This is a genomic window from Novosphingobium humi (assembly GCF_028607105.1).
Taxonomy (GTDB): Bacteria; Pseudomonadota; Alphaproteobacteria; order Sphingomonadales; family Sphingomonadaceae; genus Novosphingobium; species Novosphingobium humi.
This window is the reverse complement of sequence record NZ_CP117417.1, coordinates 925,991-941,324: the sequence shown is the minus strand read 5'-3', so window position 1 is coordinate 941,324 and position 15,334 is coordinate 925,991. Positions and strand designations below refer to the sequence as shown.

The 15,334-nt window shown below is 64.1% G+C and carries 12 protein-coding genes; 5 read left to right on the top strand and 7 right to left on the bottom strand.

Annotated elements, in window-relative coordinates; genetic code table 11:
- Positions 1-275 precede the first annotated feature (275 nt).
- The 5 genes from PQ457_RS04230 to zapE all read left to right on the top strand — a co-directional run bounded on the left by PQ457_RS04230 (position 276) and on the right by zapE (position 6,218).
- Positions 276-713, top strand: a complete 438-nt coding sequence (locus PQ457_RS04230; RefSeq protein WP_273618531.1) for a hypothetical protein — start codon at positions 276-278, stop codon at positions 711-713.
- Positions 637-3,420 (top strand): Rne/Rng family ribonuclease, encoded by a 2,784-nt coding sequence (locus PQ457_RS04225; protein WP_273618530.1) that lies wholly within the window; start codon positions 637-639, stop codon positions 3,418-3,420. The genes PQ457_RS04230 and PQ457_RS04225 overlap by 77 nt, the downstream gene beginning before the upstream one ends.
- 295 nt (positions 3,421-3,715) lie before the next feature.
- The gene (locus PQ457_RS04220) at positions 3,716-4,498 is read left to right on the top strand and encodes a succinate dehydrogenase iron-sulfur subunit (protein ID WP_168602374.1); all 783 of its coding nucleotides are present in this window, start codon (positions 3,716-3,718) and stop codon (positions 4,496-4,498) included.
- A 154-nt stretch (positions 4,499-4,652) separates the two neighbouring features.
- Positions 4,653-5,060 (top strand): hypothetical protein, encoded by a 408-nt coding sequence (locus PQ457_RS04215; protein ID WP_168602373.1) that lies wholly within the window; start codon positions 4,653-4,655, stop codon positions 5,058-5,060.
- A gap of 18 nt (positions 5,061-5,078) precedes the next feature.
- Positions 5,079-6,218, top strand: coding sequence for a cell division protein ZapE (gene zapE, locus PQ457_RS04210; RefSeq protein ID WP_273618529.1), 1,140 nt, complete (start codon positions 5,079-5,081; stop codon positions 6,216-6,218).
- Positions 6,219-6,266: 48 nt separating this feature from the next.
- Here the strand turns inward: zapE and PQ457_RS04205 are convergent, their stop codons facing one another.
- From PQ457_RS04205 to PQ457_RS04175, 7 genes are all read right to left on the bottom strand, one after another.
- Positions 6,267-7,202 carry a crotonase/enoyl-CoA hydratase family protein gene (locus PQ457_RS04205; RefSeq protein ID WP_273618528.1) on the bottom strand — a complete coding sequence of 312 codons (936 nt, stop codon included), beginning with the start codon at positions 7,200-7,202 and terminating at the stop codon, positions 6,267-6,269.
- A 197-nt stretch (positions 7,203-7,399) separates the two neighbouring features.
- Positions 7,400-9,310, bottom strand: a complete 1,911-nt coding sequence (locus tag PQ457_RS04200) for an XrtA/PEP-CTERM system amidotransferase (RefSeq protein ID WP_273618527.1) — start codon at positions 9,308-9,310, stop codon at positions 7,400-7,402.
- Between the two features lie 11 nt (positions 9,311-9,321).
- Complete coding sequence (gene xrtA, locus PQ457_RS04195; protein ID WP_273618526.1) at positions 9,322-10,863, bottom strand: exosortase A; 1,542 nt, start codon at positions 10,861-10,863, stop codon at positions 9,322-9,324.
- Entirely contained in the window at positions 10,860-12,095 is a 1,236-nt protein-coding gene (locus PQ457_RS04190; protein ID WP_273618525.1) for a TIGR03087 family PEP-CTERM/XrtA system glycosyltransferase, read from the bottom strand. Before PQ457_RS04190 ends, xrtA begins: the two co-directional genes overlap by 4 nt.
- A gap of 22 nt (positions 12,096-12,117) precedes the next feature.
- The gene (locus PQ457_RS04185; protein WP_273618524.1) at positions 12,118-13,197 is read right to left on the bottom strand and encodes a FemAB family XrtA/PEP-CTERM system-associated protein; all 1,080 of its coding nucleotides are present in this window, start codon (positions 13,195-13,197) and stop codon (positions 12,118-12,120) included.
- Positions 13,194-14,096, bottom strand: coding sequence for an XrtA system polysaccharide deacetylase (locus tag PQ457_RS04180; RefSeq protein ID WP_273618523.1), 903 nt, complete (start codon positions 14,094-14,096; stop codon positions 13,194-13,196). Before PQ457_RS04180 ends, PQ457_RS04185 begins: the two co-directional genes overlap by 4 nt.
- A 26-nt stretch (positions 14,097-14,122) precedes the next feature.
- Positions 14,123-15,325, bottom strand: coding sequence for an XrtA/PEP-CTERM system-associated ATPase (locus PQ457_RS04175; protein WP_273618522.1), 1,203 nt, complete (start codon positions 15,323-15,325; stop codon positions 14,123-14,125).
- Between the last annotated feature and the right edge of the window lie 9 nt (positions 15,326-15,334).

The window sequence follows — 15,334 nt, the reverse complement described above, 5'->3', positions numbered from 1 at the left end:
AGGGAAAGACCGGGGGCAGTCTATTCCCCGCGCCCCTGCCTTTTTCAGGGCCCGCCCGCACAAACCAGACAGGTACGCAGGCGTGTCCACCCCAAGGCATCGCCGCCCGCCATTATGGCCGGGCCAAGCAAAAGGGAAGCGCGACAAAACCTGCCCTTGGCCCCGGTCGTGTTTTCTGGCCGGACGTACAGGTTGATGCAGGTATGATGAGTTGTGTTCCGTCCCAGAATCCGCAGCCGCAAGGCGGCTTTGCGGCGTGGGCGGAAGACTTGTCGATGGCCGATCGCTTCACGACAATTTGGTCGCATTCCAGAAAGCAGTCCGAGATTTCCTTTTCGGAAGCAATGGGCTGCGTTTCGATGAAGCAACATGCCATCGCCGCGCGCAGCATTTCGCGGCGCCTCCCCAGCCTTGCAGACACGAAAAACGCCGGCGGCCCTGATGGCGCCTCCGGCCTTTCCACTCATGCCCGGCGCGCGATGAACGCGCCAGGCCTGTCGATCCTCGCGCCGACGGCCATGGCCCCAACAAAGCCATATGCCACGCCGCGCGAACACCACAACAATTGCCGCGCCCCATTGCCGGGCCTTTCGCCGCTGGGCACAGCCCGGACCGCGCGCGGCTGGAGAAATCATAATGTCAACGCGCATGCTGATCGATGCGCGCCACTCGGAAGAAACCCGGGTGGCGGTGCTCAAGGGCAACCGTATTGAAGAATTCGACTTTGATTCTGCCGATCACAAGCAGATCAAGGGCAATATCTATCTGGCCAAGGTGACGCGCGTCGAGCCGTCGCTTCAGGCCGCTTTCGTCGATTTCGGGGGCAACCGCCACGGTTTCCTCGCTTTTAGCGAAATCCACCCCGATTATTATCAGATCCCCAAGGAAGACCGCGAGGCATTGCTGGCCGAAGAGGCCGCCCATGCCGAGGAAGAAGCCGCCCTGCGCGCGGTGGCCGAGGGTGAGGAAGATTTCGTCGGCGACGATGATCTGGGCGAAGGTCTGGCCGACGATTTCGCGGGCGGCAGCGTCGAGGACGCCGGGTCGCTGATCGAGGTAGACACGTCCGAAAAGGGCAGCGTGGCCACCATCGAGGCGGGCCATATCGAAGACGGCTTCGATGGCGATCATGAGGCCGAAGAAGCCTCGGAAAGCGAAGAAGGCGGCGAACGTCGCGGCCGTCGCGGGCGCCGTCAAGGCGGGCGCAACGCCAGCCACGCCAAGGAAGCCGAAGAACTGCGCGCCAAGCGCATGGCGCTGCGCCGCCGCTACAAGATTCAGGACGTGATCCATCGCCGTCAGGTGCTGCTGGTTCAGGTGGTGAAGGAAGAGCGCGGCAACAAGGGCGCGGCTCTCACCACCTATCTCAGCCTTGCGGGTCGCTATTGCGTGCTGATGCCCAATTCCAGCCATGGCGGCGGGATTTCGCGCAAGATCAGCAGCTTTGCCGACCGCAAGCGTTTGAAGACCATCATCGCCGAGATGGACCTGCCCAAGAGCATGGGCTGCATCGTGCGCACGGCGGGCCTTCAGCGCACCAAGACCGAGATCAAGCGCGACTTCGATTATCTGGCCCGCCTGTGGGACGATATCCGCGAGAACACGCTGAAATCGGCCGCGCCCGCGCTGATCCATTCGGACAGCGATCTCATCAAGCGCGCGATCCGCGACATCTATAACCGCGACATCGAGGAAGTGATCGTCGAGGGCGACGATGGCTATCGCGCGGCGCGTGATTTCATGAAGCTGTTGATGCCCAGCCATGCGCGCCGGGTGAAGCATTATGCCGATCCGGTGCCCCTGTTCCAGCGCTTTGGTGCCGAGGATCAGTTGACCGCGATGTATGATCCGGTGGTTCAGTTGAAGTCGGGTGGCTATATCGTCATCAACCCGACCGAAGCGCTGGTGTCGATCGACATCAACTCGGGCCGCAGCACCAAGGAGCATGGCATCGAGCAGACAGCGGTCGCCACCAACCTTGAGGCCGCGCGCGAAATCGCCCGTCAGTTGCGCCTGCGCGATATGGCTGGTCTGGTCGTCATCGACTTCATCGACATGGAATATGGCTCGAACATCCGCAAGGTCGAGAAGGCCATGAAGGAAGCGCTCAAGAACGACCGCGCGCGCATTCAGGTGGGCCGCATTTCGTCCTTCGGCCTGATGGAAATGAGCCGCCAGCGTCTGCGCACGGGCGTTTTGGAGGCCACCACCCGTTCGTGTCCGCATTGCGACGGCACGGGTCTGGTGCGCACTGCCGGGTCTGCGGGCCTGTCGGCGCTGCGCCTGATCGAGGAAGAGGCGGCCAAGGGTAAGGGCACGATCATCACCCTGTTCGCCAGCCAGGAAGCCTCGATCTACCTGCTCAATGCCAAGCGCCTTGATCTGGGCGAGATCGAGCATCGCTATGGCGTCTCGGTTGAAGTGATCCCCGAAGGCGAGAATGAAGGCGCCAAGATGCGCGTCGTCTCGTCGGGTCCGCGCAACGAATTCGTGCCCAAGTTCGAGCCGCTGGTGCTGGAGGAAGACCTCGAGGACCTGCCCGAGGAGGACTTTGAGGACGAGATCGAGGAAGAGGCCGAGGAAGCCGCCGAAGCCGAAACCGGGGGCGAAAGTGCCGACAGCCGCCGCAAGCGCCGCAAGCGTCGCCGTGGCCGCGGCCGCGACCGCCGCGAGGATGGCACCGCCGAGGAAGGCGTGAACGAGGGCGCCGAGCCTGTTGAGGGCGAGGAAGGCGACGAGGCCGAGGAAGCCGAGGGCGACACCGAGGCGCAGTCCGAAAGTGCCGAAGCGGGCGAGGAAGGTCCGCGCAAGCGCCGCCGTCGCAAGCGTCGCCGCAGCCGCAGCCGTGGCGAAGGCGAAGAAGGCACCAGCGAGGAACAGGCCGAAGCGGGCGAAGACGAAGCCGAAGCCGCCCCGGCGGTCGAAGCCGTGGCTGAGCCGATGGTCGAAGTGGCCGCCGCCCAGGTCGAGGCCGCTCCGGTGGAAGCCGCTCAGGCGGAGCCTGTTGCCGAGGAAGCCCCGGCCAAGCCCAAACGCGTTCGCCGCAAGAAGGCCGATGCCGCCCCGGTCGAAGCCGTTGTGGAAGCCGCTCCGGCAGAATCCGCGCCGGTGGAGCCTGTTGCCGAGGAAACCCCGGCCAAGCCCAAGCGCGTTCGCCGCAAGAAGGCCGATGCCGCGCCGGTTGAGGCCGCGCCGGCCGAACCGGCCGCCGAGGAAGCCCCGGCCAAGCCCAAACGCGTTCGCCGCAAGAAGGCCGATGCCGCCCCGGTTGAAGCCGCGCCGGTTGAAGCCGCCCCGGTTGAAGCTGCTCCGGTTGAGGCGGCTGCTGAGGCCGCCCCTGCCGAAACCGCCCCGGCGGCTGAGGATGACGCTTCGGCCACGCCGCGCCGCGGCTGGTGGCAGCGCACCTTTGGCGAATAAGCGCCTGCAAGCGCGATAGGCCTTCGGGCCGTCCAAGTATCAAGCCGGGGAGCCCAGCGCTCCCCGGCTTTTTACATAGGCCAATGACAGCGACCGATCGGGCATATTACATAGGCCAATGACAGCGACCGATCGGGCATAAAATCTGCGACTTTCGCCGCAGTGCAAAAATCTCTGCTTGCTCCTGCCCGACAAGACACTAGACAGGCGGGCAAGCAGGGGGCTATGCGCGCCCTACGGAGCGGGGGCTCTACGCCCCTACCAGAATCGTGTTCAGAGATGGAAGCAGCGGAAAATGGCCCAGTTCTCCCTCCCCGCCAATAGCAAGATCAGCAAGAATGGCATCGTCCATAAGGCAGAGGGCGCGACCAAGGTGAAGAAATTCACCGTGTATCGCTATGATCCCGACAGCGGCGAAAACCCTCGCTATGACACGTTCGAGATCGACCTCGACGCCTGCGGTCCGATGGTTCTGGACGCGCTGCTCAAGATCAAGAACGAGATGGACTCGACGCTGACCTTCCGCCGTTCGTGCCGTGAAGGCATTTGCGGTTCCTGTGCGATGAACATCAATGGCCGCAATGGTCTGGCCTGCACCACCGCGATCGAAGACCTTTCGGGCAATGTTCGCATCACGCCGCTGCCGCATATGGAAGTGATCAAGGACCTCGTCCCTGACTTCACGCATTTCTATGCGCAATATGCCTCGATCCGCCCCTGGCTTCAGACCGTTTCGACCACGCCTTCGGGCAAGGAGCGTCTGCAGAGCCCCGAACAGCGCGAAAAGCTCGACGGTCTGTATGAGTGCATCCTGTGCGCCTGCTGCTCGACCTCGTGCCCGAGCTACTGGTGGAACAGCGACAAGTTCCTCGGCCCGGCGATCCTGCTTCAGGCCTATCGCTGGCTGGCCGACAGCCGCGACGAATTCACCGGTGAGCGTCTGGACGAGCTGGAAGATCCGTTCCGTCTGTATCGCTGCCACACGATCATGAACTGCGCCAATGTGTGCCCCAAGGGCCTCTCGCCCGCCCGCGCCATTGCCGAAATCAAGAAGATGCAGGCCGAGCGCCACGTCTGAGGCCGGCGCCCAGAACGCAAAAAGCACCGCCCGGGTCCCGCCCGGCGGTGCTTTTTTGCATCCGATTTCCGCGCAAACTCTTGATGCCCCCCGTATGAATAGGTTAGCGACACGTAAATGATCGCAATCTGCGCTTGATCCTCGGGAAAATACGATGCTCCGCACCACCCTTGCCAGCCTTATCGCTTTTGCCGCCATCGTCGGCGGCGCGCAGCAAGCCTCTGCGCAGGCGCGGCGTCAGATCTTTGTCCAGAACGCCTGTCCGCGCCCGCTGCGCGTCCTGCTGGATTATACCGATCACAAGGGGCTGCACGATCAGGGCTGGTATTATTTCAACCCGCGCGAAAGCTCGTATCTGCGCGCGCCCACCGGCGAGAAGCTGACCCAGATTGAAGATATCCCGCTTTACGCCTATGCGGAAACGACCGACGCGGGCCGCAAACTGCACTGGCAGGGCAACGGCCCGGAAATGAAGCGTGACGGCGGTATCTATCGCTCGATGCCCTTGACCACGCGGGTCGATGGCGATGGCGATATTCTGGCCCGCATCACCTGCGATTGAGAGTTCAAAGACGCTACGATGGCCAATCCTGCGACTGTGATCGAACGCTTTCGGGCGCTGATCCATACCCATGAATTACGCGTCGATCGGGAACAGGCGGCCGCCGCAGAACGGTTGAACAGGCTGCAACAGGAACTGGAGGCGGCGCCTGCGGGGGGCGGGTTCTTTGGCCGCCTGCTGGGGCGTAAGCCGGTACGCGCGCGCGGCGTTTACATGTGGGGCGGGGTCGGGCGCGGCAAGTCCATGCTGATGGACCTGTTTCACGACACGCTGAACATCACCGAAAAGCGGCGCGTGCATTTCCATGCCTTTATGCAGGACGTGCACGCCATCATGCGCGATGTGCGTCAGGGCGAAACGGGCGACCCGATCCCCCAGGTCGCCGCGCGCATTGCCGAGGGGCTGCGCGTGCTGGCCTTTGACGAGATGGTCGTCAACAATTCGGCCGATGCGATGATCATGAGCCGGCTGTTCACCGCGCTGATCCACGATCACAATCTGACGCTGGTCACCACCAGCAACCGCGCGCCGTCCGAACTGTATAAGAACGGGCTCAACCGCGAGCATTTCCTGCCCTTCATCGCGCTGATCGAGAACGAACTGGATGTGCTGACGCTCAATGGCCCGGTCGATTACCGGCTTGAGCGTCTCGCCGGTATCCGCAGTTGGCATTGCCCGCTGGGCCTGCCCGCGACCGAGCGGGTGCGCGAAGTGTTCTTCCGCCTGACCGACTTTCCGCCCGAGGATGCGCGCCATGTGCCCTCGGCAGATCTGGATGTGGGCGGCGGGCGCATCCTGCATGTGCCCAAAAGCCTGAAGGGCGTGGCGGTGTTCAGCTTCAAAAAGCTGTGCGGCGATGCGCGCGGGGCGGCTGATTATCTGGCCGTGGCGCGGGCCTATCACACGGTGATTCTGGTCGGCATCCCGCGTCTGGGCAAGGATACGCGCAACGAAGCGGCGCGTTTCGTCACGCTGATCGACGCGCTTTATGAGCATAAGGTCAAATTGTTCGTAACGGCGGATGCGCCGCTCGACCGGCTTTATGATGCGGGCGACAAGGACACCGACACCGGCAGCTTTGAATTCGACCGTACGATCAGCCGCCTGACCGAAATGCAGAGCCAGGATTATATGGCCAAGGGGCATGGCGAAGAATAAAGGCGGGAAGAATAAAGGGGCGCCCGGTAAAAGCGCCCCCTTTGATCCTTATGCCACCGCCGAATGGTTGCGCGATTGCGCCCCGGCCAGACGCGACATCAGCTTGAGATCGCTTTCCGACAGGCCCAGCGCGGCCTCGGCCCACAGGTCGACGATATCGTTCAATTCCTGCAGTTCGAGCGGAGCGGCGCGCCGGATCGCCTTTTGCGCCGCCACCAGCCCGCCATGGCGGCGCTGATTCTTAGCGATGAAATCCTGCACATAGGCCACGCCCTCACCTCTTTCGGCCAGATGCGTCACCACGCCCAGGTCATACATCTCCTGCGCGCTGTAGGTGCGGTTGGACAGGATGATGCGCTGCGCCGCCGCCGTGCCCAGCTTGCGCGACAGGATCGCATGGGCGCCCATGCCGGGGAACAGGCCGAACATCACCTCGGGCAGGCCAAAACTCGCGCCCTTTTCCGCCACCAGATAATCGAAGGACAGCACAGCCTCGAAACCGCCGCCCAGCGCCTGCCCCTGAACCAGCCCGATCGTGACAATCGGCAGATCCAGCGCGCGCCGGTTGCGGTCCAGAATGGCCACACAGCGATGGCCATAGGCGGCCAGCCCTTCGCGGTCCTGCGCCCGGATCAGGCTCTGAAACAGTTCCAGATCGCCGCCAAAACCGAACACGCCGGGCGTCCGGCTGCCCAGCACCAGATAGCGCAGCGGGATCTTGTCCGGCCCGAAATTGGCGGCAATCAGATCCTGCCAGTTTTCGAAATCGCGCAGCAACGCCGGGGTAAAGCTGGGCCGCCCGTTGGGGCGCATAAAGGTCCAGATCGTGCCGGCCACATCGTCATACAGGACGTCGAGCTGTTCAAGATCGGTCAGCGCCTCGGGAACGGCAAGCCGGTTTCGGGCCGCCTGGGCAGCATCTTCTTGCGTAAAGAAGATGCCATGATTGCCCCCCTTGTCCCCATAGGGAGGCAAATTTCCCATTTCACCGGTGATCCGGTCCATCTCGTCACGACCCTTTCCGATCACGGAAAATGCCGCGCGATTGCGTCATTCCCGCTCTCTAGTACCGGGTAAAGTTTAGGCATGCTAAGCCACGGATTGCAAAGACTTTTTACATCGCACTGTTTCAAAATGAAACAATTTTTTCCAATCAATCCCTGTGCCGATTGGAAAGCCTATCAGGCAATGCCCAGATGGACAAGCGACCTGTCGAGCATCAACAATTGCCACAAGAGGCGCGAATGGTCAGAAAGTCCGGAAATATGCGCTTCTGCGATTTCATTGAGGTTAATGGGATTTAACCAACCCATCCGCCCCAGCGCCCCGCCGCCGTCTTTGGCCTGCGCAGCAATTTTTCGCGCCTCGCCCGCCAGAGGCCCGCGCAGCCATTGCGCGATGGGCGTGACGAATCCCTGCTTGGGCCGAAACAGAATATCATCAGGCAGATAACGCCGCATCGAATCCTTGAGCAGCCATTTGCCCTGCCCGCCCTTGACGCGCATGGCCTCGGGCAGAGTGGCGGCAAATTCAATCAGGCGGTGGTCCAGCAAAGGCTCGCGTGCCTCAAGGCTGACCGCCATGCTGGCCCGGTCCACCTTGGTCAGGATGTCGCCGGGCAGCCAGAATTTGAGATCGGCATATTGCGCCCGGTCCAGCCCTGATCGCGCAGGCGCGCGGGCCATACAGTCCAGAAACGCCTGTTCCGCCCGGTAATCGCCGCGCAGGCGCCGGTATTCCTCGGTATAGAGCCGGTCGCGCAAGGCTGGCCCGGTCACGCTGATCGCGTCCGTATAGGCCTCCTCGCTGGACCGCGCGAGGTTGAGCAGCGTGGTTTTCGCCCGTAAGGGGCGCGGCGCCCAATCGGCCTTGGGATAGAGCCGCCCCAGCGTGCCGAACACCCCTTGACGCAACCCGGCCGGGATCATCCCCCTCACCCGGTCCTCGCCATGTTGAAACACATGGCGGCGGTATCCGGCAAAGGCCTCGTCGGCCCCGTCGCCCGAGAGCGCCACCGTCACCGTCTCGCGCGCCAATTGGCATACGCGCCATGTCGGCAGGGCGCTGGCGTCGGCAAAGGGTTCATCGAACATCGCGGTCAGATGATCGACCGCCTCGAAATCATTGGGCGAGACGATGCGGCTCTGATGATCGGTGCCAAACTGCTCGGCAATCCGCCTTGCATAATCGCTTTCATCCAGCGCCTTGACGTCGAACCCGATCGAGCAGGTCTTGACCGGTGCATGGCTCGCCTCGGCCATCAGCGCCACCACCGAGGAGGAATCGACCCCGCCCGACAGAAACGCCCCCAGCGGCACATCGGCCACCATCCGGCTGGTCACGGCATCGCGCATCAGATGGATCAGTTCGGCCGACAGATCCGCCGCGCTGCCCTTGCGGCGCTCGGCAAAGGAAACGTCCCACCATGCGCGCGGGGCGGGTTTGGGCGCGCCATGTTTCAGGATCATCAGATGCCCCGCAGGCAATTTCTCAACCCCCTTCAGCATCGAGCGATGATCGGGCACATAGCCCCATGCCAGATAGTCCTCGACCGCCAGCGGGTCGATCTCGCGCCGCAGGCCGGGATGCGCCATCAGCGCCTTTAACTCGGACCCGAAAATCAGGCTGCCATCGGAAAGTTCAGCCAGAAACAGCGGTTTGACCCCCAGCCGGTCGCGCACCAGCAGCAGCGAGCGCTGATCGAGGTCATAAATGGCAAAGGCAAACATCCCCGCCAGACGCGATACGCAATCGACGCCCCAGCGCTGATAGGCGGCCAAGATCACCTCGCTGTCGCCATCGGTATGAAACACCGCCCCCTGCGCCGCCAGCTCGGCGCGCAATTCGCGGTAATTGTAGATCTCGCCGTTAAACAGCAGCATCGCCCGGCCATCGGTGGAGGCCATAGGCTGGGGTGAACCGGCAATATCGATGATCGAGAGGCGGCGATGCCCCATGCCGATGCCCGGCGCGGTCCACACGCCAAAACCATCCGGCCCGCGATGGGCGATGGCATCGCACATCCGCTCAACCCGCGCCGGATCGACCGGCTTGGGGGTCTCAAGGTGAAAGATTCCGGCAAAACCACACATATGAGAACCCCTTACAAACCCTTGGCCGCCGCGTCCATCCAGTCGCCGATCGGCCCGGCGCTGACCCGGAATGCAGCGAGCGAATCAGCCGCCCGAAACGCCCCGCCCTCTTCGGCCGACAGGATCAGCAGCATCGTCGCACGCCGCCTCAGCAGCAGCCGATCCATGATATTGGCCAGTTTCAGCCGCGCATTGCTGCCCGTCACCAAATCGCCGGTCTTGTAGCTGGTCAGGGCCAGCCTCTCGGTCGGACCACCGGCCAGCAGGCGGTCGCTGTGGGCACCCGGCACATCCGGCCCCGGCGCCTGCCATGACCATCCGCTGTCCGGGCGCAGCGCCCCCTCGCCGAAACCGCCCGCCTTTTTGCCCGGCCCCTGCGAGGCATAGAGCGCGAAGAACACGTCCACCTCATGCCCCTGCGCATCGGCATAGCGGCCCAGCAGGCGATGATCGGCCCCGGTCGCGCGCGGCTCCCACGCATGGCGCGGGGCGTAATCGACCCGGTGCCACCCCGCCACCTCGGGCAAGGCAATACGCGCGGGCATGGGCGCAGCGAGGCGATCCGCCGCCATCACCCAGCCCTGCGCCGCCAGCACCATCACCGCCAGAGCGCCAAAGCAAGCCCCCGTCGAAATCCCTCGAACCGCAGGCAGGCGCAGCGCCATCACGGCCCCCGCATCCAGCATCGGCGCCCCCGCCGCCCGGTCGAAAAACCGCCAGCCCAGCGCGATCACCCCGGCAATCACAGCGGCAAAAAAGAACCAGCCGTAGATGATATGGTCGACCCCGCCCGCCACCGCCGCGCCGTAGAATTGGGCGACATAGACCGTGCCCCATGCCCGCACCCCATTGGCCAGAATGGGCGCGGCGATGCACAGCGCCATGAAGGCCGCCCGCCGCGCCCATGAAACAAAGCACACATGCGCCGCCAACGCGCCAAAGGCGATCATCGCGACAAGGAATTTGACCCCCGAACAGGCCTCGGCCACCTCGAACAGGCCTGCGGGCGTGGCGATGAACACGCCGTCGATCCGCGCCGGAATGCCGCTGACATGGACAAGGGCGATGGTGATCCGCGCCGTGATCGTCTGGAGCAGCGGGATGGCTTCATCGCCAAAGGGCACCAGAAAGCCCATATAGGCCAGCGGAAACAGCAACCCCAGCGCCGCACGCAACCCCAGCACCAGCGGCACCGCCGCGATCAGTATCGCCACCGCCGCGATCTGGGTGATCTGCGCCACGCTGGCCAGTGCGCCCAGCGCCCAGAGCAGCAGCGCCGCGCCCATCAGCCCCAGCCCGCCGCGCCACAGCCCCACCGGCAGGGCAAGCAGATCAGGGAGCCTTTGCGCCACCAGCCAGCCCAGAATGGCCGGCACCATCAGAATGTGATTGTAGGTGGAGGAATCCCACCATTGATGCCCCATCGCGGCCCAATCGCGCCAGAACAGCGCGATCAACCCGCCCCAGACCAGCGCCAGCCGCGCCAGCCCGTCGCGCCATGCCTGATCCACCGCCCAGCCCGGACGGCCCTGTTCAGACAGGCTATGGCTCACGCCGCATCGCGCCACTTGCGCACAGGGGCCGAGAGCATATCGGCCAGCGGCGCCAGCGTGCTTTGCCAACTGGCCCGTTCGACCACCAGGCGGCGCGCGTCAATGCCCATCGCCTTGCCCGCCTGCGGCCTGTCGGCCAGACCGTTGACCAGTCCCACCAGCCCTTCGTCGCTGTCGGCCACGGCAAAGTGGTGCCCGGCCACGGCATTGATGCCATTGGCCGCCGCAGAAGTCAGCACCACCGGCAATTCCATCGCCATGGCCTCAAGCACCTTGTTCTGAACCCCGCGCGCGATGTCGAGCGGCACCAGCGCCATATCCGCCGCCTTGAGCCATGGACGAATGTCATCCACCCGGCCCCAGACATGAACGCCCGGCACATGGCTGAGCGCCTTGACCGCATCGGTCGGGTTGCGCCCGACGATGTGGAAACTGGCGTCCGGGTGGCGATGGCGCACCTGCGGCAGGATCTGGCGCGCGACGCGGATCACGGCGGCGACATTGGGCTGATAATCCATCTGGCCGGTAAAGATCAGGCGCGGCCCCGGCACCGCTGCCATTTCGCATTGCGGGCCGACCTGCAACGGATCGAAATATTCCGAATCGATGCCATTGCCCAAAACTTCAATGCGCGCCCTCTGCGCCGCCCCCCCCAGCCTTTGGGCAAACAGATCCGCCTCGGCCCGGCTGATCAGCAGGTTGCAATCGGCACGCAGCGCAAGGCGGGCTTCCTCGGCGGCCAGCAGCCGCCCCTCGCGGCCATGGACCCAGCCCATCGGCCCGCGCGACTTTGCCGCATAGGCGTCGAATTTGGCCGAATCGACATCGACAAAATCCATGATGACGCGGCCCGCGAAATCATCGGGCACATATTGGCCCATCTGGCCCGAAAAGACATAGATCGTGCCGATCCGCCCGCTGGCCAGCATTTCGCGGACATAGCGGGCCATGCTCTCGTCGCGAAACGCGGTAAGGCTGATCGGCTTGCCCTGTTTGAGCGCCTGAAATCCAGCCAGCACCAGAGGCTTTGACCGGCGCACCAGCCGATAGGAATGGGACAGCGAGGCCAGTTCCACCTCTTCGGCCAGATCGGCATGATCATCGGCAAAACAGCCCACATGCACCGGCGCCATCCGCGCCAAACGGCGCAGGATGTGATGCGAACGGATCTTGTCGCCGCGGTTGGGCGGGAAAGGAATCCGATGCGAAAGAAAGAGGATCTCCGTGCTCATCCCAGCCCCCTATCCCAGCCCCCTATCCCAGCCCCCGCGCGATCCACGGCCCGATCAGATTGGCCACCGGCAAGGGCAGCTTCTTCCACAGGTCGATCCGGCGCGAATGGGTCGCGCTGGTGGGATCGGCATCGCGCTTGGGCGCGCCCGGCGCGGTCCATACGCCATAGGAAAGCGGCTGTGGATCAAAGCCCCAGTTGCGCTTGAAATCATAGGCGCCGCTGCGAGTCTTGCTGCGCCCGAAATCGAAATGGGTGCATCCCCGGCGGCGGGCGTGCAGCATCAGTTCGTAATACATGCGGTCATTGGCGCGCAGCCGCCGCGCATCCCACGTGCCCCCGCCCCAATAGGGCATGACCGCGCCATTGTGATAGAGCGACAGCACACTGGCCACCGGGGCGCCGTCGTGGCGGATGGTCAGAATATCGGCATCATCGCCAAACAGATCCAGCACCGCATTGAAGAGCGCGCGCGGAAAAACCGGCGTGCCCAGATTGCGCACGCTTTGCGCATAGGTGGCGTAATGGGCGGCGCGATCCGCCGGGCCGGTGCCGGTTTCCACGGTCAGATCACCGGCAAGGCTCTTGCGCACCTCGGCGCGCTGTTTGCGCGGGATGGCGGTGAGTTCGGCCTCGTCGCTCTCGGCCAGCGGGCGGATGAAGCCGCAATGGCTCTCACGCTTGATGGTCCATCCTTCGCGGTTTTCCGGCAAAGAACCGCCGCGCAATTCGACGCTGGGGCTGGATTGGCGCAGCGCCAGTTCCTCAACCACCGCGAACAAGGGCGCAGGATCAACCTCGGGCGCGACCAGCACGCCCCCGCCCACAGCAAAGCCGCTCGACGCCAGCACCCGGCCAAAGATCGGCGAATGCACCTGCGTCAACGGCAGATAGCCCTCGACCACGCCGCAGCGTGTCAGCACCAGCGCCAGCGCCTCATTGCCCGTTCCGCGCGCCACCGCGCGCAGCCAGACAGGGCGATGGAAAGGCGTCGCCTCGGGATGGGCGGCCACGAAGGCCTCGATCGAACGCGCCACATCCGGGTCGCCCAGATCGGCCAGCCCCACGCGCAGGTCGATATCGAGGCGAAAAGGCGCGTTCACCGCTCGAACTCCACCAAGCGTAAAACCTCGGTTGCCGCCACGTTATCCATACGCCCCCATGCGAATTCCTTGAGCATTCGCCGTAGCTTAGTCTCCATCCCGTCAATATTTGTATAATGACGCAGACGACTTTTCAGCGGAGCATGGGCAACACGCGGTTGCTGTGTGTCGACTTCCCAAGGGTGGAAGTAGAAGATGATCGGGCGCTCGTCCTGGATATTGACGCGGCGCATCGCCCATTGGCTGAAGGCATAGGGCAGCACGCGGAAGAAACCGCCGCCGCCCGCCGCCATGCGCCGCCCCATCGCCTCGACGGTCGTGACGGGGATTTCGATCAGATCGGCCCCGGCCATCGGGCGGAACGCGAAACGCGGTGCCTCGCGCCAGCCATAATGGTCATGGGCGATGGGGGCCACGCTGCTGGAATAGAGATAGCCTTGTTCTCCAAGGATTTCATGCGCCCATGGAGTGCGGGTGTCGATGGAGAAGCTGGGCGCGCGATAGCCGATGACGCGCGCGCCGCCTGCATCCTCCAGCGCCTTGCGCGCGTCGCCAATGTCGCGGGCAAAACCGGCGGCATCCATCGTGAAAACGCGGGCGTGGGCCCAGCCATGGCTGGCCAGTTCATGCCCCTGCTCGACAATCCGCCGCATCAGCGCCGGGTGGCGCGCGGCCACCCAACCCAGCGTGAAGAACGTGGCCTTGACCCCCAGTTCCGCGCACATATCGAGCAGGCGGTTGGTGTTCACATCCACCCGGCAGACCAGACTGTCCCAATCGGCCGGGTCGATCACCTTTTCAAAAGCGCCGACCTGAAACCAATCCTCAACATCGACCGAAAACGCATTGACAAGCCCAGTCTTGGGCGGCCCCTTTACCAGCGGCATTTCGGCCACCATACATCTGTCTCCCGGCGAGAAAGGGATCAGGCGGCGACGCGCTGCGCCTCGTCGCGCTCGATCCATTCGATCAGCATGGTCAACGTGTGACGGATCGTGCGATCCTGCTCGATCAACCGGCTTTCCAGCTTGGCCAGACGTTCCTGCATCACCTCGATGGCGGCCTTATGCGCGGCATCCGCGCCTTCCAGCCCCGACGTGTCGCCCTGATTGGCCAGTTCGATCACGGCCTGCTGCAATTCGGCGATCTGGCTGTCGCGCTGAGCCAGAGCGGCCTGCAGCTGGGTCAGACCCTCGGCGGCGAATTGGGCCGGGGCGGTGGGCGCGGCGGCGGCCTGCGTCGGGGGCAGCGTCAGCCCCTGCGCAACAGCGGTGGCGGGTGTAGGCTGGCCCGGCGCGGGGGCGATCTGCAATCCGCCATCGGCCGTCAGTTCGGCCAGCACCTGCGCCAGCATCACGCCGTCAATATGCTGGCGCTGTTCGACCGCGCCAAGGATCAGCAGGCGGTTGACGATCTGGTTGATCCGGCGGGGCACACCGGCCGTTGCGGTGTAAAGCTCGTCAAAGACGCGCGCATCAAAGGTCGGATTGCCGTTCCACCCCACCAGACGCAGCCGGTGCATAATATAGGGCTCCATTTCGCCCGGCTCCATCGCGTCGAGATGGTGGGCCGCGATCACGCGCTGGCGCAATTGTTCAAGGCCGGGGTGGCCCTGCAGGCTGTCGCGGAATTCGGGCTGGCCCAGCAGCAGAATCTGGAGCAGCGGATGGCTGCCAAGCTGGAAGTTCGAGAGCATCCGCAATTCTTCGAGCGCGCCCAGCGCAAGGTTCTGCGATTCGTCCACCACCAGCAGGCAGCGGCGACCCGCACGCGCCTCGTCATGAAGGAACTTCTCGATCGCGCCCAATGCGCTGGCCTTGTCCTGCCCCGGCACGCTCAACCCGAAGGCCTGCGCCACGACATGCACCAGCTCGCCGCTGTCCAGACGGCTGGTGACGATCTGGGCGGCGGTCAGGCGGTTGCGGTCTATCGTGGCCATCAGATGGGCCACCAGCGTCGATTTGCCCGCGCCCACCTCGCCGGTGATAACGATGAAGCCCTCGCCCTGCGCCAGGCCATAGCCCAGATAGGACAGCGCCTTGCGATGGGTCAGGCTCTCGAAATAGAAAGCCGGATCGGGGGTGAGCTGAAACGGGCGCCCGGTGAAACCATAGAAATTATCGAACATTCTCGCTCT

What these genes read in the sequence shown, in the direction of transcription:
- PQ457_RS04230 (WP_273618531.1), top strand. Translation starts at nt 276, where the DNA reads ATGGCCGATCGCTTCACGACAATTTGGTCGCATTCCAGAAAGCAGTCC.
- PQ457_RS04200 (WP_273618527.1), bottom strand. Translation starts at nt 9,310, where the DNA reads ATGTGTGGTTTTGCCGGAATCTTTCACCTTGAGACCCCCAAGCCGGTC.
- PQ457_RS04215 (WP_168602373.1), top strand. Translation starts at nt 4,653, where the DNA reads ATGCTCCGCACCACCCTTGCCAGCCTTATCGCTTTTGCCGCCATCGTC.
- PQ457_RS04205 (WP_273618528.1), bottom strand. Translation starts at nt 7,202, where the DNA reads ATGGGAAATTTGCCTCCCTATGGGGACAAGGGGGGCAATCATGGCATC.
- PQ457_RS04190 (WP_273618525.1), bottom strand. Translation starts at nt 12,095, where the DNA reads ATGAGCACGGAGATCCTCTTTCTTTCGCATCGGATTCCTTTCCCGCCC.
- PQ457_RS04225 (WP_273618530.1), top strand. Translation starts at nt 637, where the DNA reads ATGTCAACGCGCATGCTGATCGATGCGCGCCACTCGGAAGAAACCCGG.
- PQ457_RS04180 (WP_273618523.1), bottom strand. Translation starts at nt 14,096, where the DNA reads ATGGTGGCCGAAATGCCGCTGGTAAAGGGGCCGCCCAAGACTGGGCTT.
- PQ457_RS04220 (WP_168602374.1), top strand. Translation starts at nt 3,716, where the DNA reads ATGGCCCAGTTCTCCCTCCCCGCCAATAGCAAGATCAGCAAGAATGGC.
- zapE (WP_273618529.1), top strand. Translation starts at nt 5,079, where the DNA reads ATGGCCAATCCTGCGACTGTGATCGAACGCTTTCGGGCGCTGATCCAT.
- PQ457_RS04175 (WP_273618522.1), bottom strand. Translation starts at nt 15,325, where the DNA reads ATGTTCGATAATTTCTATGGTTTCACCGGGCGCCCGTTTCAGCTCACC.